The 18,470-nt window shown below is 39.1% G+C and carries 12 protein-coding genes; 1 reads left to right on the top strand and 11 read right to left on the bottom strand.

What is annotated here, in order from left to right; genetic code table 11:
• Window positions 1-374: 374 nt before the first annotated feature.
• The 5 genes from F9U64_RS16785 to F9U64_RS16765 form a co-directional block, all read right to left on the bottom strand.
• Complete coding sequence (locus F9U64_RS16785; protein WP_153406067.1) at window positions 375-2,027, bottom strand: L-lactate permease; 1,653 nt, start codon at window positions 2,025-2,027, stop codon at window positions 375-377.
• Between the two features lie 154 nt (window positions 2,028-2,181).
• A complete protein-coding gene (locus F9U64_RS16780) occupies window positions 2,182-5,103 on the bottom strand; it encodes a pullulanase (RefSeq protein ID WP_153406066.1) in 2,922 nt (973 codons plus the stop codon).
• Between the two features lie 127 nt (window positions 5,104-5,230).
• Window positions 5,231-6,208 (bottom strand): NAD(P)H-quinone oxidoreductase, encoded by a 978-nt coding sequence (locus tag F9U64_RS16775; protein WP_153406065.1) that lies wholly within the window; start codon window positions 6,206-6,208, stop codon window positions 5,231-5,233.
• 27 nt (window positions 6,209-6,235) lie between these two features.
• The gene (locus tag F9U64_RS16770) at window positions 6,236-6,973 is read right to left on the bottom strand and encodes a nucleotidyltransferase family protein (RefSeq protein WP_153406064.1); all 738 of its coding nucleotides are present in this window, start codon (window positions 6,971-6,973) and stop codon (window positions 6,236-6,238) included.
• A 536-nt stretch (window positions 6,974-7,509) separates the two neighbouring features.
• The gene (locus F9U64_RS16765; protein WP_153406063.1) at window positions 7,510-7,941 is read right to left on the bottom strand and encodes a DUF6376 family protein; all 432 of its coding nucleotides are present in this window, start codon (window positions 7,939-7,941) and stop codon (window positions 7,510-7,512) included.
• Between the two features lie 157 nt (window positions 7,942-8,098).
• Between F9U64_RS16765 and F9U64_RS16760 the strand changes: the two genes are divergently transcribed.
• Window positions 8,099-8,506 (top strand): potassium channel family protein, encoded by a 408-nt coding sequence (locus F9U64_RS16760; RefSeq protein ID WP_153406062.1) that lies wholly within the window; start codon window positions 8,099-8,101, stop codon window positions 8,504-8,506.
• A 31-nt stretch (window positions 8,507-8,537) separates the two neighbouring features.
• On the opposite strand, the gene F9U64_RS16755 is transcribed toward F9U64_RS16760, so the two are convergent.
• The 6 genes from F9U64_RS16755 to F9U64_RS23130 form a co-directional block, all read right to left on the bottom strand.
• Entirely contained in the window at window positions 8,538-9,824 is a 1,287-nt protein-coding gene (locus F9U64_RS16755; protein WP_228275773.1) for a purine/pyrimidine permease, read from the bottom strand.
• 458 nt (window positions 9,825-10,282) lie between these two features.
• Entirely contained in the window at window positions 10,283-14,875 is a 4,593-nt protein-coding gene (pelA, locus tag F9U64_RS16750) for a pectate lyase (protein ID WP_153406061.1), read from the bottom strand.
• Between the two features lie 81 nt (window positions 14,876-14,956).
• Window positions 14,957-15,829, bottom strand: a complete 873-nt coding sequence (locus tag F9U64_RS16745; protein WP_153406060.1) for an AraC family transcriptional regulator — start codon at window positions 15,827-15,829, stop codon at window positions 14,957-14,959.
• A gap of 334 nt (window positions 15,830-16,163) precedes the next feature.
• Window positions 16,164-17,657 carry a PH domain-containing protein gene (locus tag F9U64_RS16740; protein WP_153406059.1) on the bottom strand — a complete coding sequence of 498 codons (1,494 nt, stop codon included), beginning with the start codon at window positions 17,655-17,657 and terminating at the stop codon, window positions 16,164-16,166.
• On the bottom strand, window positions 17,654-18,142 hold the full coding sequence (locus F9U64_RS16735) for a PH domain-containing protein (RefSeq protein WP_153406058.1): 489 nt from the start codon (window positions 18,140-18,142) through the stop codon (window positions 17,654-17,656). Before F9U64_RS16735 ends, F9U64_RS16740 begins: the two co-directional genes overlap by 4 nt.
• Before the next feature lie 23 nt (window positions 18,143-18,165).
• Window positions 18,166-18,470: CysS/YqeB C-terminal domain-containing protein (locus F9U64_RS23130; RefSeq protein WP_456071354.1), on the bottom strand; the 305-nt coding region annotated here is incomplete at its 5' end.

The raw sequence follows: 18,470 nt of genomic DNA, 5'->3' as shown, positions 1-18,470 counted from the left end.
ATTAACGGGAAATCTCTGGTACGTGCTTCTCTGTTTTCCTGTTATTCCTCTTATTAACGGGAAATCCTTGGTACGTGCTTCTCTGTTTTCCTGTTATTCCTCTTATTAACGGGAAATCACTTGCTCGTGCTTCTCTGTTTTCCTGTTTTTCCTCTTATTAACGGGAAATCCTAAGGACACGTTTCTCTGTTTTCCTGTTTTTCCTCTTATTAACGGGAAATCCTTGGTACGTGCTTCTCTGTTTTCCTGTTAATGATATTCTTTCAAATGTGACCAAGAATAGGATAGATACATAAAGCAGACCACTTCTATAAACAAAGTGGTCTGCCGGAGCGGTTCGATTGTTTTTTAAAAACGGCACAATATATACTTTCTTAACTAAACACAAAACCAAGCAATCCAGCTGTTACCGCATATATAACCATCGGAACAAGTGTCATTCGAATGATTTGCCCTTCTTTTCCAATTAAGCCGACAACTGATGCTGCTGCAACAACGTTAACAACACAGATCATGTTGCCTGCATTCGCCCCCATCACCTGTAAGCTCAAAATGGCAGTTGGATCAAGACCAACCTGATCGGCAACAGAAAATTGGAATAAGGAGAACATCATATTACTGAATGTAGCACTGCCAGAAATAAAAGATCCTAATGCACCGATAAATGGCGCCATGATTGGCCAGCTTTCTCCGAGCAGTTCAGATGCTTTGTAGGCTAGTTCCACAGGCATGCTTGCCAAACCAGCTTCATTCACACCAGAATTAATGAAGATACGAACCATTGGTACCGCTGTAAATAAAGTGATTGCAGTGCCAATTAACGTTTTTCCGGAACTTGCGAATGCTTGGTATACTGCTTTTTTACTCATTTTATGATAAAGAATAGAAATAAGGACAACAACAATAAATACTGTTCCTGGCAAATATAAAGGTTCAAACACTGCAGTGATTGAAGTACCCAGGATATTTTCCCAGCCAACTTTTACACTTGTTAACATGCCTTTCACAGATAAAAAATTCAATCTTGTGATGATCAACAATAATCCCAACAGCAAATAAGGTACCCATGCTTTTTTCAATGACATGTTTCCAGCATGTTCTTTTTCAGCAACAGGCAAATTGCCAAGCCATTCTGTTGACCAGTTTGCTTTATCATCAAAATCCCAGCTTTCTTCAGGAATCATCCAGCCTTTTTTGATAACAAACAGCACTAGAACAAGGCCAACTAAACCGCCAATGATAGATGGAAACTCTGGTCCTACAAAAGTAGCGACAAGAAATGCAGGAACAGTGAAGCTTAAGCCAGCAAATATTGCGAAACGCCACATGACAAATCCAGCTTTCCATGATTTCTCCTTGCCGAAGAATCTGGTTAAAATCATGATCATAATAAATGGAATGAAAGTTCCTGTAATTAAATCAAATTGCATGATTTGACTTGCGATTATTTTTAAATATTCCCCAATAGACAAATCACCAAGAAAAACTGCAGCAACTTGCGCCAGGCCTCCACCTTCCATTAACCCTTGCTCTACACCGACGATTAATGGTGTCCCAACAGCTCCAAATGTTACCGGGCTGCTGTCAGCAATTAAGGCAACAACAACTGCAGCCAGTGGCGGAAAACCTAACACAACAAGTAATGGAGCGACAATTGCAGCAGGTGTACCAAAACCTGCAGCACCCTCAATAAATGCACCAAACAGCCAGGCGATTAATACAACCTGCACTCTTCTGTCAGGAGTTACTCCCATAAAAAAATTTCGGATCGAATCAATAGCACCACTATTTTGTAATGTGTTCAACAAAAGAATCGCACCAAAAACAATGTAAAGAATAGAAGTACCAATTAGAATCCCTTCAATTAAAGAAGCCGAAATTTGTACAAACGGAACCTTCCAGTAAAAGAATGCAAGTATTGCTGTAACTAGTAAACTAATAGGCATTGCTTTAATCGCTGGCATCCTTAATACAACAAGAAATAAAAAAACTGCTAATATTGGTGTGAGTGCAACAATTGTCATCATGTAAAACCACTCCATCCTCCCTTTTATATGCTCATTATATCACAATCTCACTCGGAAAGATTATTTTGTGAAATGTTTCACAAATAATTCATATGTTTTTCAATACTTACACAGCGGCAAGATACTCTTCCCATCTTACCGCTATTCTCTACGTTCATGATCTTAATATAATGGCCGTTAATGGATCAATTCTGATTTGTTTTTCACTAAGGACAAAGCCGGAAGCCTTCTCAATATTCTTCGTTCCGGCATTCTCCCCATCTGCGATTATTTCCGCTTTTAACAAATCTTCCGGTAATGTCAAAGTACGGCAATATTGATCTGCATTGACAAAAACATAGTATACTCCCTCTTTTGCAACACTTAAATATGCGATAACTAAGTCATGAGATTCTATTTCTGGTACAGAGAGCAGCTGAACATTTTCTGTGATCTGTTCCATCTCTCCAAAACGAAAGGCATCTGTGGAACGACGTAAGTGAATTAATCCTTTAATATAGGCAGAGGTTTTCGTATGGATTGGATATCTTTCTTGATCGACGGCTTTTTGCCAGTCAAATTGATTGATAGAATCGCTCGCACGATAGGAATCATGTATAAAATAAGGATAAGAAATCGGCTCCCCGTTTTGATCAGTAACGAAGGTTGATTTATATGGCGGGTCAATTACTCTCTTTAAAAATTGTTTTGTCCGGCCGTATTCACTGCCTGCATGGAGGAAAACAGTCCCTTGTGATGTCAGCAGCAATACATGTGCTAATCGAATCCGTTGATGTATTTCATCCACATAAAGAGATGGATCTTTATTTATCGAATAGGCAATCACATCATGTAATGTCAAGTTGTCATGTGCTTCGATGTATTGCACGACATCTCCAGGAGCGTCAGTTTCAAAATTACCTGGTCTAGCGATCAGGTTATGGAAAATAGCAGAAATGTCTCTTGCTCCATTTGTAAGAAACCGAGGTTCTCCTTCACATCCATAACCTGATCTTAATTCATTGCGAAGTTCGTCTGCGAAACAGCCGACACTATCTGTTGCAGTCATCCAATCCTGATCAGCTGCTGTCACATGAGGGTCTGTTTCATCTCCTGCATATGTCCGCCAGCCTTCCCCGATCATTAAAACATTGGGATTTACTTTTTTGGCTTCATGGTATGCATGTTGAACTGTTTCTGCATCAAGGTCTCCCATCATATCAAAACGAAACCCATCAACCTTAAACTCTTCCAGCCAGTACTTTATCGAATCGATCACAAGTCGGCGTGTCATTTTATGGGTTGTTCCAAGTCTTCCCCCGCCAAAACTTCTTCTTGTAGTACTATCTGCGTTCATAAAATGATAATAATTCGGTTCCAAATTCTCCAGTATGCGCACTTTCGCTGTATGATTATAGACAACATCCAGGATAACACCCATTCCGCTGCGGTGAATCTCCGCTACTAAATGTTTAAATTCTTCGATTCTTTTCACAGGATCATCAGGATTTTCAGAATACATTCCGCTAAGCGAAAAATAGTTGTGCGGATCATATCCCCAATTATAATGTTGGTTGAAAGAATCATACTCTAATAACCTTGCACCACTTTTCGATTCATCACAATAGAAATAACTCATGACAGGCAGCAATTGGATATGTGTGACACCAAGATCAGCAATATAATCTAACTTTTCTGCAAAAGCGGAAAACGTCCCAAATCTTGCCCTTAGTTCACTACCAATCGAAGGATCTGAAGTAAAATCACGAACATGCACTTCATAAATGATCGCATCTTCCCTTTTCTGATAACCATTTATTTCAGCATAATCTAATGCCGGCCCTATTGTAGAAGGATCAATTATCGCAGCTTTCCCTATATAGTCATGCTGCTTCCACGTCGCCAGAGACTTTGCATATGGATCAAGTGCAAGTACAGCCGTCTCTTCCCGTCCGATCAGATAACGATAATAATAGCCTGTTATATCAGCTAATCCTGTATTTTCCTTATTTAATAACACATTCCATACCCCATTACCACAATAGTTCATGGGTATATCTTTTGGAATTTCTAAACTGGCATCATGTTTGTCATAAAGTTTTACTTTGACCCAGTCAGCACTCGGTGACCATACTTTCAATAAGGCGGTACCATCCTTGTTTCGTTTTGGACCTAACTCTTCATCTGTCGCAAAGTAATCGTCCTTTATTTTCCAATCCATGGTCAAATTTACCGCCTGGCCGAAATGCTGAAGCGTTAATGGCATTTCTTCTAAAGGAACATTTCCAGATAACATTAGGCAAGTTTCCGTTATCTGAGTTGCTTGATGAAATTCATATTTCTTTCCATCTTTATTAATGAGTTGGATATTTTTTTTCATCTCTGTCTTATGGTACTTAACCGTATTTGTATAAAAAATTCCTATATCCTGATTGGAAATAATTTTGGCAGCAATAATATTATCGCCTGCTATGAAGTAAGGATTGGTGTATAGAAAGGGATCATCTTTTCTGAAAAAATACTGAGAATGACTCTTTGGAGACTGTATTGCTAACTTTTCTGATTGCCATCCAGTGGACATTTGTTCCATGACTAGATGACAAGGAGGGTTTACTGCAGTTTTATTTATATCAATATAATTTTTATCTGAAGGGAGTTGATACCTTTTCACCATCTTATCTTCATTCCATACATTCAAGCAGTATCCTTTTGTTTCTTCAGGAAAATCGAAGTGAAGACGAATTTGCTGTTGCAGTGGCTGATAATAAAAAACTTGATAATCTGCGGTTACCCACAAGTCATTCATTTCCTCTGAGAGGATCTTCGCATATAAATCACCTGACAGATTGTCGCCATTGTGGCTATTGATAAGAAAACCAATGAGTTGGGGATCATCTGCAAGCTCTATCTCCACAAAACGACCATACTCACTCGAATTTTCCGGTAAAAACGTTAATGCCCCAAACGGCCAGCTCCCGACAGATTCTGAGGGATATTCCACATCTCCCCAAGTCCATATACCTAATTCGTCAAACTTTTCTTCATTTCCCGGGAAATGGACACACACTTTTCTTCTCGGTTTATCTGCTATTTCCATTGTGTCACCTGCTTAGGAGAAAGATTTTTGTGCCAGCTTTATTATTGTATGTTTCGCTTATTTTCTTTACGACAACAGAATTTAACTCACAGAAAAAGCCTGGCAATTCGCCAAGCTTCTGTCTTTATTATCTTACTTTAAGCACAATCTTTCCTGTATTTCGATTCTGTTCCATTACTTCATGTGCTTTGTCTGCTTCTTCAATCGGAAAAACAGAATCAACAATCGGTTTTAATTTCCCATTTTCAAAGAGAGCATTTGTTTTGCTGGAGAATGCTTTGGTTAACTCTGCTTTATATTGATCACTTCGAGGTGTTAATAATGTTCCTGTCAATTGAATTCTTTTCATCATTAAATCCATTAACCGTACATTCTCTACATTACTTCCACCTAACACTCCAATCAGCACCCAGCGCCCGTCCACAGCAATACTTTCGTAATTCTGCTGCCAGTAGGATGCGCCAACAAAATCCAAAATAACATGGACCCCTTTTCCATCTGTTGCCTTTTCTACTTCTTTGGCAAAATCCTGTTCCTTATAATTTATCAGTATGTCTGCGCCAAGCTGATTGCATGTTTCTAATTTACTTTCAGAACCAGCAGTCGTTATAACAAAACCATCACTTAATACTCTGGCCAGCTGAATTGCTGCAGTTCCGACACCACTTCCCCCTGCATGAATGAGGACAGATTCTTCTGTCTCAAGCTTGCCGATCCAATATAATGTCTGAAAAGCAGTTAAGAAAACTTCCGGTATGCTGGCAGCCTCCGAAAAATCAAGCGTTTCAGGAATTTTCATCGCACGATCTGCCGGCATTGCCACATATTCTGCATATGCACCGCCATTCACTAATCCCATTACTCTATCACCTTTAGAATATGTTGAATTCCCATTCGGATCGACAACAACTCCCGCTACTTCTACGCCGATAATTGGATTACTGACATACCCTAACTTACCTTCACGATTAAGGATATCGGTACGATTGACAGCAGCTGCATGAACTTCGATTAATATGTCACCCTCATTCAAAACCGGGTCAGGCATTTCTGTATAAATAAGCTGATCTCTTCCACCTGGTTCTTTTGCTATAATTCCTTTCACGATTCGATCTCCTCTCTTTACTTCCGCCTATTTGCTTTGATAAAGCACCTTTACTTTTTCATAGCTTTCCAGTGTTCCGATATCATAACATTCTCCTGTAACAAAATGGGCATAGACGCCTTTTCTATCGATTAACCATGGAATAAAATTACCCGGGGCATCAGGATTTTGAACTTCTCCTAAATATTCTGCAAACAAAGGTAATGTATCCTTTTTATACAAATATAATGGTGGAGCAGCCAGCTTAGATTTCGGATTCACTGGTTTTTCTTCAAATGATATTACTTTATTATTGTGATCTGTCTCAACGACACCCGTTCTTTGTAACTCCTGCCTATCCTCCATGACTTGAACCGTTATGCAGTCCGATTGTTTTTGATGAAAAAAATCCACAAAAGAAGGCAAATCAAATGTAAACAAATTGTCTGCCGCCATTACCAGTATATCCTCTTCTATTTCTGTATTCTGAAGAACAAAAGCGATATCTCCAATTGCGCCTAATCTGTTCTCATTCGAATCTGTTCCATCGTTTAAAATCATTATTTCCGAGGTTCCTTTGTACTTATCAGCCCATTTATTAAAATCCTGATAAAACTTTGCATTTGTGACAATATAGACTTGATTAATGTTTTTAACCTCATTTATTTTGTCCAAAAGATGAGCAATTATCGGTTTTTCATCAATCTCTAATAATGCTTTTGCTGTATTTTTTGTTAAAGGATAAAGTCTGGTTGCATATCCAGCAGCTAAAATGATTGCCTTCATTCTCCCATCCTCATTTCTCTTTTTTATCTGTATTCAGCGTAACACAATCATTTCCTTTTTTACACTTGTGGAAGCTTGCAGAGGTATATAAAGGGTTGAGTCCATAACAAAATAGTAAATTTAAAAACAGGGAAAATATATACAGTTCCTGCTTTGGAAGAAAGACTTTCAATGAAATGGATGATCCTGTCTAAATGTACCTTATATGATGCGGTCTCTATAAAATGATATTCGTTCCACTTATTAGTCTAGGAAACTCTTAAAAGCTGGGGAAAATGCGAGACTCCTGTGGAAACAGCGCGAGCTGATGATCCACTTGTTAAAGTGGGGTTCTTTAACAAGTTAGCTGAAGCCGTGCCCACGGAAAGCGAGTATTTTCCCCAGCGGCGATCTAGCGTTACCATTCTTAGTACATTAATGAATGACAACCTGAGAATAATGAAGAGTAATGGATCCTTTTTTCGAAATACAAATAATCCGGACGATATCGCCCGGATTTCTGTAAGGACAAACTATTTTTGCCCCATTCTTTCCATTTATAATCCTAAATTTTCGATCCGGTTTAATAATTCTGACTCCTCATTCATTGTTCGGATAATTTCTGAGTTTTCCAATTGTTCAATAGCAATATTACCGTTCTCGATAAGTGTATTTATTTCATTTAGCAATTCTTCATTTTTCGCCATCAGGTTATTATGAATATCTTCAGCAAGTGCAGGTACCTCCACTTGATTAAAATTCTCGATCTCTGTTTTGATATCTTGTAATTGCTGCTCCAGTTCTTGCTCGTTCACATTGTTATTAATTACATCCTGAATCATCTGCGGCCCTTCTTCTGCAAAATTGCTTAATTCCGTTAAATAGGACGTTGCTTCCTCAGCATAATCCAGTGAATTGTTCACATCTTCAAGCAGGGAACAACCAGTTAGAAACATCACAAATACAGTAATAATTGCTAATTTTTTCATTCATTCCACCATCCTTTCCTTATCATACGAATATGGATAAACATAGGTTTCATTTTTCGTCCAAACGATAACTGTTTAGAAAAACTATATGAGTTAGTCAGGTGAATGTTTAATTTTTGTCATATGGTGAATCTATCTTAGTATGGAGGGATGCTATGTGGCCAATGTATTAATCATTATTGCGGTTGTATTTATCATTATCAATCTATACTATTTTTTCACAGATAAAAACTATCGAAAAAGCTATCTGAGTACCATTCTTCTTCGAAAGTTATTTTTTGTTGTTTTTGGTTTAACATTTGGTTTTGCTCTTATTTATTACGCTCTTTCTTTTAATGAAACAGTTGTTGTGCAAAGCTTATCAAGCATGACACCAATTGAGCCTACTTTTGGAAACCTATTATACTTCAGCGGGGAAACGATCCTGTCTGTAGGTTATGGTGATATGGTACCGGTTAATTCTGCGAGATTTTTTTCATTACTTCAAGCATCACTAGGTGTACTGCTTCCAACTGCCTACTTTTTGAAGGCATTAGACAAATCCAGTGATAAAGAAGACAGCTAGATGGCGACATAGCGAACCATCTAGCTGTTATTTATTCCCGCCATAACTGTTCCATTACAATTACAATTGCTGTACCCACAAGCAGACCGTTACTCAACAAGTTCTGTAAATAGGAAGGGAATTCTGCAAAAACTTCTGTTGGCAAAAACATTGTTCCCATTCCGAATAAATAAGCAACACCAACGATTGTCATTTTTCTTGTATTTAAATTTTCCAGTGACACATTATTGATCGCAAGCCCTACTAATTGCACAAAGGATGCCATTAGTGCAGCATTCGCAATCGGACTTGGAATACTTGAGATTAGTGCAACGACCGGCGGGAACAGTGCGATCAGGATTAGCAGAATGGATGCATAAATAAACGGCATTTTCTGTTTTTGACCTGTTAAGCCGATGAAACCAGCTGATGTTGCGAGCGGTACATTGGCGATAGAGGAGAATACTCCAGCAAGCCCGTGATTTACACCAGACCAGATTGTCCCGCGATTTACCTCTTGCCGGTAATCACGTTTCCCGCCTGTACCTAGTGTCTGGCTGACTGCAACAATGGAAGCAACAACATTGGAAATTAAAATCAATGCTGTAATTAATGCAATTGGTATCACACTTAAGTCAAATGCAGGCATACCGAAAGCAAACCACTCTGGCAGGGCAAATACCGCAACATCACCGATACTATGCTCACTCCCCAATATCAGACCATATGTAATCCAGCCAATCGCAATACCAATGAGGACTGCATAACTGCTTAACCAGCCTTTGGCGAAAATAGACAAACCTAACACAATGAAAAAAGTGAAGAAGGCCAACGACGCCCCGCCAATTTGAATCGTCTCAGAATCCCCTTGCAGACCAAGCATTCCCTCTAAAAAGGTACCACTCAATTGAACGGTTAGTAAAAAGAAAAACACACCTGTCACGAGTGGTGTAAAGATCGGTAAAATAAGCTGGGAGATTTTAAAAACACCGAACAAAAATAAAAAGATCCCCGTAAATATCATCGTTGTCTCTAAAATTCTTAATGTATCAGCCAACGAAGTGCCATGCTGCAGGCCTGTAACAGCCATAACTGTGAATATACTTATCCAGATACCAGCAGGCCCTTCCATAATCGGAAGTTTGTGTCCAAACAGCCCCTGTAGTAATGATGCGACACCAACAATAAAAAATGTTCGCTGCATTAATCCAGACACTTCCGTAAAGTTCATCTCAAAAATTGCACCAATCACAATTGGTAATGCAACAGAACTCGCTAATAAAAATACAAACCATTGGATTGTTTCCATTGTCGTATTCGCCAGTGTTTGATTTTTCAAAAAAAACGCTCCTTACTTCATTTGTATCAATTTTTTCACGGCGCTAACCGTCTGTCCTACCCCAACTTCAAGTTCAGACTAAGAAGTAAGTGGGTGAACAGACGATAACTATCCTGCGAAGTTTCGTTAATGATCAGCGGTACCACTGATCAGAGTCTAACTTTATAACTTGTCTATTATAACATGTGATGTATTTTCTTTCTGTAAAATTGATTCAAATCTTCATAAGGTCGTGGATAACCGTGTATGGTTATTCATCAAACCATATGTGTTTCTCCTATTTTAGTGATTAAACTTCTTTGTATTCTTCAAACCGCACGGGATTCTCGTCCACTTTGATGTTTAACCCCCTTTTATTCTTCACACCACACGCGACTCTCACTCACTTTAATGGTTAAATAACAAAAAAACCTCACACCGAATGTTTACTCCATTCAGTGTGAGGTTGCTGAACTAATTTAGTTTCCCTCGATTAATTCCCAGCTTTCTGTTTCACTATCCAATAAGAAAAATTTCTCTTTCTCACTTGAAGGGTGCCCTTCTCTCTTCCTTAATTCATATTCACCAGCATAATCTTCGTCAGAGTAAGTGAAGTGTAATTTAAACACTTTATCTCCAGGTGATGCTAATTCTTTTGCTTCTTTTCCAGTCACTCTTTCGACTGTTAATTTCGTTCCTGCTGGCAGATCTTCTGGTATTACAAGCTTTGTCTGCGCACTTACTATGCTTAGTTCTGTGTTTGCTTTAACCTCAGTTTCTTTACCAACATGCATCTTAATTTCTTCAGGTGTCTTATCTTCCTCCGGCTCTTCTGCATCTTCGTCATTCAAAGCTTGAGCATTCCAGCCTTTTAACACATTGGCTACTGTCCATTGTGCTGCTTCTTCGTCTGTTAATTGACGGCGTGACTCATTCACAACAGCACCTGGTCCATAGTTGTTATATTCATATAATCTGGCATCTTCTGGTTCCAGTCCGCTCATGGAAGTCCAGCCTTCTTCTTTAATATGGGCACCTAATTCACTGTTCATATAGACAACACTTCCTCTAGCTTCAGGATTACCGCCAGCAGGCCAAGGTCTGCCCAGATATACTGTATTGGCAGCTGCATCACTTGTCAGCTTGCTGTCTAAAATCAACATACCATACTCGTCAGAAAGTAATGTACTTGCTGCTGTGATGTATCCATTATTCGAATCAGAACCTCGATCATATGAATGAATAACCGAATCTTCGATTACCACTCGTGCTCCACCGAAGATGAAATCCACATCACCTTCCACATACACCTGGTAATAATACTGACTGCCAGAATGAGTATATAATGTATCCTGGTTACCAATAAAGCTTACATTTCTAAAATATTGACGATCTCCACTAGCATAAGCTGCAACCGCCTGTTTTCCTTCTACATCTGCACTTTCGTCAAATGAGTTTTCGATTGTCAGATTCTCGACACGAAGGTCATCTGCGCGGAAATAGACACTCGCACTGCCACTTGTACCAATCGTTCCTCCAACCCCATTATCTCTTCCTGCATAATTGTCGTAGGTGATAACAGTATCTGTTTCACTTTCTCCTGATAATGTAATAAATGGCTTATCATCTGGAATTGTCACAACTTCTTTGTATGTTCCATTTTTTACAAAGATCGTAACAGGCTGTGAATTATTTACCGGTACTGCATCAATGGCTGCCTGCACTGTCTCATAATCACCTGATCCATCTTTTGCAACAACCATTTCACTGTCCAGTTCACCCATTTGTTCCATTTGCGGTTCTAGCTGTTGGACCTCACCAGTTTCAAGTGTTCTCCCCTGCGAATCAACAGAGTTCTCTCCTGCAACCTGGACATAAACTTTGTTGGTGTAATTACCTGTCGTTTCAGCTATCTCTAACAGCTGGGTACCCCAATGACCTCCCCAAGAATAGCCATTACGTCTTTCTTCTTCTATCTCCATAATATCGTGTTTAATGATACCATCACGGCCTGAGAAAATTGGCTGATTTGTGCCGATTTCATAGAATCTGTACCATGCAGTTGAATTTGGATCTTCTACAAAATATACATTGTTCGGGTCACCACTCACATAGCGGGTATTCTCTAATTTTACTTCGTCTAACCATGTTAATGCAGACGAGACAGCATGATTGATTTCATCTGTTTGCGGTCTTGACATTAAATAGGAAATGACTCCGATTGATTCGGATCCAGAAATGGATGGATGTTCATACGCTCTCGCTTCACGTGGTTCATATGTTACGGGATCATGTTGAGCACCCCACGCTGTCAGCTTACCATCAACTTCAATTTGCGCTTCTAAAATATAGTCAACGGCTAAATCAATGGACTGTTCTGCTTTCGCAATATATTCCTCACTGATCAAATCGGAATCAAATGGATACTTTCTCTCTATAATTAAATCCAGTAATCCCAATACGTTGACCATTTCTCCATCATTGAATGTTACATAATCAGAATAGTTTCCTCTTCTAGGGTAAACTTGAGCAAAACCACCTGATTCATATTGCAGGTCAAATAAAAAGTCTAATCCTTTTTCAATACTTTCTTTATATCTTGGGTCTTGTGTTTCTTGATAAACTTGTGCTAAATACAGCATTTCACCAATTGTAGCGTCATTATCAATTGTTCCTAATTCCGCTCCATCATCATTGATCCATTCGGAACGCGGCTCCTCGCCATCCCATGGACGCGTATAGATGTGTGACCAGTTCTTTGTCCAGCCGCCATTGTCCATTTGCCATGTTAATAAGTTGTCTGCTTCGGCAATAGCTGTATCCAGATCACCAGAAAATTTTGTTTCTTCGATCTCCTGAACATATTCTGCTGCTTCATCCCACGCTTCTAAACTGTGAAGAACAATAACTGTCTGACCGAATTTATTCACTGTTTGTGCTGCTTTATCAATCGGCAGGTTTTCAAACCCAGGCGCTAATAAAGCCCAGTCACCAGTCGGAACAACAACTTCCAAATCCTTCACATCAAACGTATCAAATTTCCCATTCAGTGTTACTGCCATAACGTTTGTTCCTACCGCATGCGCACCAACAATTTCTACATGCTCTGATTGATTTTCCTTTTTGAGTGGTGCTACCATTTCTTTGGCTTCACCCCATGTCAGTACACTGGTATCAGTAGAATCTGCTGCTTCCCCTTTTGCATTTGCAATCATCTCGGCAGCTTCCTGTTTAGTTACTTCATCATTCGGTGATATTTTCCCATTTTCTACTAAATGGTCTGCATACCCAGCTGCTTGTGCCGCTTTCAGTACATATGCATACCATTCATCCTGTGATATTTCCCACACGCTCGCTTCATTGCTCAGATTCTTAAATTTATCTTCACTTACAAATCCGAAAGTATCATTGACAAGTGCCATAAATTCAATTCGCGTAATTGCCTTGTCATCAGCAGCTTCAGAAGTTGCTGCAATCCCCAGCTCTTGCATTTGCTTTAACTGCAGGCCGCTCACAACATCCGCTAATTCAACCTGCTCCGTTTCTACAGCTCCTTCCCCAGATTCTCCTGCAAGATTATGAACCCGTAAATGATCAATATTTGCCCCGCCACTTGCACCAACACCTGTTGCTCTGATCACATTTTCCCCTGCTGTTAAGTTGGCCTTTGTGGAGGTATATACCCATTCAGCCCAGCCACCAGAAGGATCGAAAGCTAATTCCGGCTCGACAACTTCGCCATTGACACTGATTTCTGCTGGTCTTGCATCCGTTCCGCCATGCCCATAACGGAAGTCTAAGAAGTACTCGCCATCTGCAGGTACATCAACTGTCCACTCTACCCAGCTGCCTGGCGCATTTGGTTTGTAATCAATAAATCCCGTGCCTGTAAATCCTGCATGTTTGTTATCAACAATCACTGTACCATCTTCCAGGACAGCATCTTCTGCTTCATACATATTGTCCACTGGCATATATACTTTAAGATGATCAATATTTGCTCCGCCGCTTGGTGCAACACCTGTTGCCCGAATAACGTTTTCTCCTGCTGTTAAGTTCGTGGTCATCGAGGTAGTTTCCCATCCAGCAAAATCTCCTGTTGGATCAAATGGCAGTTCCGCCTCCACTACTTCCCCGTTTACGGAAATCTCTGCAGGGCGTAAATCTGTACCACCATGAGCATAGCGGAAATCCAACGTATACTCTCCATCAGCCGGTACATTTACTGTCCATTCAATCCAGCCACCTGGTGCGTTTGGATTATAATCAACAAAACCAGTTCCGGTAAATCCTGCATGTTTATTATCAATAATGGCATCACTAATTACTGCATCTTCTGCTTCATATACATTGCTTGGTTCATCTGTATCTGGTTCAGATGGTTCTTCTTCAGGCTCGTCTTCGTCAGCTGTTGAGCCGCTTATTTTCCAGTCATCAATATAATGCCCTACTGCACTGCTGTTAGGTGTAAAGCTTTCGACAAAATTTACTACGGAAGCTGCTCCGTTAAATGCAGCATCTTCTAATTTTAATTCACCATCAATGGACACATCAGCTGTATTATTTTCTAAATCCAGCTCTACTTTAATGTCATACCATTGACCTTCCACCACCTCTATAAGCGGCTCATAATTATCACCTGTACGATAGGTGATGTTCCCATCCTTTGTTTCTATAATAACTGGTGTTCCGTCACCTTTTATTCGCATGACTTTAGAGGAGCTTGTGTATGTCTCTTGCATAAATTTCATTTCCACTGTAACAATACCAGCTAGATCTTCGAACGACTTACTTGCAATAACATTCGTTTCTTCACTGGTATCTTCTAAATAGACACTTTTATTCTCTCTTGATGGCAAGTCAGCAATCCGAGCGGTTCCACCACCTTCAGAAACGGTTAGATTACTTGGAACTTCCCCTGTTGCCTCATTATTAAAATTATCTTCAAAAATAACAACGTTGTTAAATTCACCATTCGCTTTTACAACAGTAGGCGTAATTGCTGGCAATGCCGTGCTGAATGTTAGTACAGAAATAACTCCACAATAAATAAAACGCTTCCATTTTTCCATTGTTTTTCCCCTTTCACTATTATGATCGAACAATTAGTAATCTCCCTTCCTGATAATAGTATTTTTTATTTTCACATAACCCTATACCTTATGGATTCCTAGATTCCTCTGGTTTCTAAACTGTTTTGGTGTCATGTGAACATATTTCTTAAAGCATCTGATAAAATTAGATGCTGTAGAAAAACCAACTTGTACAGCTAAATCATTAATTGAAATATCTGTATCAATCAACATTTTCTTTGCTTCATATATTCGCCTTTGCAATATATACTGATGAATCGTCATATCAAACTCTTTTTTGAAAAAGTGACATAAGTAATATTTGTTGAAATGAAGACGGTCTGCCAAATCTTCCAATTGCCAGTTCGTATCCCAAATGTTATTTATTTCTTTCAAAATTCTTTCCTGTAATAAAAGTTCTGAGGACTCAGCGGCTGGGTGGTTATAACCAATCTCTTGTTTGAATGAGGAATGCATCTCTCTGTTTAAATACAGAAGCAGTTCAGTTAAATATAACTCAAGCGCCTCTTTATGTTCCCATGCTTGAGTATCCTTCACTTCCTGCAGAAGCTGCCCAATAATATGTTCAAATGGTGTTTTCCGCCATAGAAACAAATGAAGCAAGGCATGAGGTGTTGGCAGATCATCTAACATTTGCTCAAATTTCTTAAAAATGGGCTGTTCCACTGAAAAAAATGCTTCTGTAAACATAATCACTACGCGGTCATAGTCAGTATTATCCTGCAGACTAACCTTATGAAATTCGGTGCTTTTGAAGAAAAGTACATGGTCCTTTTTTAAATGATAGACTTTCTCCTGAAAGATGTACTTCGCTTCCCCGCTCTTTATCCAGACAATTTCATAACCTGCATGTGAATGAAAATCCCTTACTGATTTCTTCTCTTGCTTATGTTCCATCTTAAATACAGGAATGGGGACACTCTTTTTCGGCATAGTTTGATCATTCACTCCCTTTAGTTTAAAATCGGACAAATTTAGTAAGCGATTACAAAAACTATTATATCACAACATAAATTCTCTCATATAGATTAATATTGTTGAAAAAGTATTCCCATATTGCTGCTAGATCAAAAGAACCATAATGAAAATAATGGAACCCGAGAGTAAATAAAAAGATGGATTGTAACCAGCTAGCGGTGATTTACAGCTATCATAAAGAGGATTCTATGAAATAGATAACCCAGAAGGCTTACTATTAACGAAAGGTTTGGACAAATATTTTATTAAAAAATCGTCGTTATTACCTATTAATGAAAAAAGGAACGAATCATCCTCGTTCCTTTTTCTTTATTTTCTTATACAATTTTTGTTCGCTTGTTTGAAACCAACCCGAAAAGTGATTCGCAAATATTACCGGAACATGGTTTAACCACTCATTACGTATAGGAGTAGCTCGTATGGATGTTTTGACAGAAGCGAGATCCAGTTTGCGCTGGAACCGATTTTGACTCACTTCCACTTCGACCATTTTCCATGCTTTGGTCATTATCAACATTGTGGTAATTCCGCCTTTTCTCAATTGAAACTGGTTACTGTTGATGGCATATTGGGTATGAAAAAAGTCTAAAATTCTATTCATATAGACAATAATGAACAGCAGCGAGGACATGATCCACCAGGCTTGTTCTATAGAAAGAAATGCTGGCTTAAAATAGGCTAAGGCAACTGTCGCAATAATCCAGATCCAGCTTGGTTCCAGCAGCTTTATCCATAATGCCTGCTTCGGCAATCGTTCCATATTATCGATACTTTCATAATCGGGCAATATTTCCTGAATTAATTCCATCGCTTTATTGTAAGGAAGAAACGGGTACAGTGAATTAATTTCCTGCTCATTATCATCAGACTTGGTTTTACCTGTACTGATTAACTTTACCTCCGCCATATTAAATAACCGCTTCAAGGACGATTGCGTAATCTCCACTGCCTGCACTTTACTCTTTTTGATAGAAAAATAGCTTGTGCTTATCATTCCTCGTTTGATAAATATCTGTGAATCATCTGATGAAATTTCAAACTTACCATACCGCAGAAATGTTCGTGTCATACCAATGATAACGCTAATGATAACCGCCGCAAAAATAAGGAAGCCCATGAGCCAAAAATTACTCACAATCGATTGAAACATCCCGTCATAATCAGGATCAAATGGCAATAATGGCAGAATATCATCATAAAAAGCAAACAGAATGGGGATAATCGCCAGAAAACTTAAACTGGTAAAACTGGCTCTTATTACATCCTTCATGGAAGAACGAAAATGCGTAACCTGCTTATTAGCTTGCTCCTTATTTGGCTCTGCCTCCCCTACTGTCTCCTGTTGGTCTTTTTTTGCTTCAACTAATGAAAGAAGATAGGCTGCCTGTTGTTTTGTCACAACCTGAAAGACAATCGCATCATCGTCCCCATCCATTGCCGTTTCAAAAGTAACGGAAGTAACACCAAACAGTCTGTGAAAAAAGTTTGTTTGCCGCTTAACATTCTGTATTTTCGAAAAAGGAATCGTACTGTTAACTGTCGAAAATATTCCTTCCTTTATGTGGAAGGCATGCTCTTTCACCTCGTACTTTCGGGTAAACCAGCCGATTATAATGAAAACAATTCTTACAATAATAAAAAGGATCAACGCTATTCTGCCATATTTTAAAAGCCAAAAATCCGAACTCCCTCTAACAACAAACAAAATAATCACTAAAAACAGAGAATTTTTTATCAATTGAAAGATTTGATAAAGAATGGTAAGTGGATGATACTTTATCATACTTCCACTTCCTTCAGTTTCGCATATTCGGCAATCTCTTCTCTTAACCTTAATGCAACCTCTTCATCTAATGCGGGAATCGCATGGGAAGAACCCATCGTTTCCACTTTTATCGTTCGTAACTGATATTTACGTAATATCGGTCCTTGTTCTGTGGAAACTGATTGAATCTTGCTCATCGGAACTGTTATCCACTTTTCACGCCAAACACCATACTTACATTGAAAAAATTCCTCATCGACCCGGTAACGCCAGCTTTTATACAGGTATTTTGGCTCGATCGACGAATAAATGATACTGACGGCTGACAAGATGGCGATACCAATCAGGATCCAGCCAATCCAGTCTGCCCATCCAAAGTAAGCATCTAAGTAAAACAATATAATCAAGATGATCACACCAACAACATCTCCAATTATCTCTGTCAGCAGCCACGCTTTTGGTGCTTTAGGAGATATTCTCTCTGTAAGTTCTTCTGTGTTCATTTGCAACATCCTTTTTCAGCTTTTTATCCTCGCACCATTCTGACGTACTGGCGTTTTCCCTTATCACGAATGACTACCCCTAGATTCACTAGATCTTTTCGCAGTTCTTCCGCTTCTTTTTTTTCTTCGTCAATTAAAGCTTGCTCTCTTGCTGACAAGAGTGCATTAACATTTTGCGGAAAGTCCGGGTGTGCAGCCACCCATCTTTGATACTGGTCTTCAAAAGGATCATTCTCTTTCCACGGGTAGCGATGCTGGGTAAATGCCTCTATTACACGCGATTTCTTGTAATCAGGCTGCCCTCGAAACAATTCCAAGCCTTCCTCAT

It is taken from the genome of Gracilibacillus oryzae, assembly GCF_009498735.1.
GTDB lineage: Bacteria > Bacillota > Bacilli > Bacillales > Amphibacillaceae > Gracilibacillus > Gracilibacillus oryzae.
Note: the sequence above shows the minus strand (reverse complement) of the source record. Positions and strands in the feature narration are given on the sequence as shown.

Excerpts from the sequence above, each read along its gene's own strand:
- F9U64_RS16785 (WP_153406067.1), bottom strand. The coding sequence starts at position 2,027 with ATGATGACAATTGTTGCACTCACACCAATATTAGCAGTTTTTTTATTT.
- F9U64_RS16780 (WP_153406066.1), bottom strand. The coding sequence starts at position 5,103 with ATGGAAATAGCAGATAAACCGAGAAGAAAAGTGTGTGTCCATTTCCCG.
- F9U64_RS16770 (WP_153406064.1), bottom strand. The coding sequence starts at position 6,973 with ATGAAGGCAATCATTTTAGCTGCTGGATATGCAACCAGACTTTATCCT.
- F9U64_RS16765 (WP_153406063.1), bottom strand. The coding sequence starts at position 7,941 with ATGAAAAAATTAGCAATTATTACTGTATTTGTGATGTTTCTAACTGGT.
- pelA (WP_153406061.1), bottom strand. The coding sequence starts at position 14,875 with ATGGAAAAATGGAAGCGTTTTATTTATTGTGGAGTTATTTCTGTACTA.
- F9U64_RS16745 (WP_153406060.1), bottom strand. The coding sequence starts at position 15,829 with ATGCCGAAAAAGAGTGTCCCCATTCCTGTATTTAAGATGGAACATAAG.
- F9U64_RS16740 (WP_153406059.1), bottom strand. The coding sequence starts at position 17,657 with ATGATAAAGTATCATCCACTTACCATTCTTTATCAAATCTTTCAATTG.
- F9U64_RS16735 (WP_153406058.1), bottom strand. The coding sequence starts at position 18,142 with ATGAACACAGAAGAACTTACAGAGAGAATATCTCCTAAAGCACCAAAA.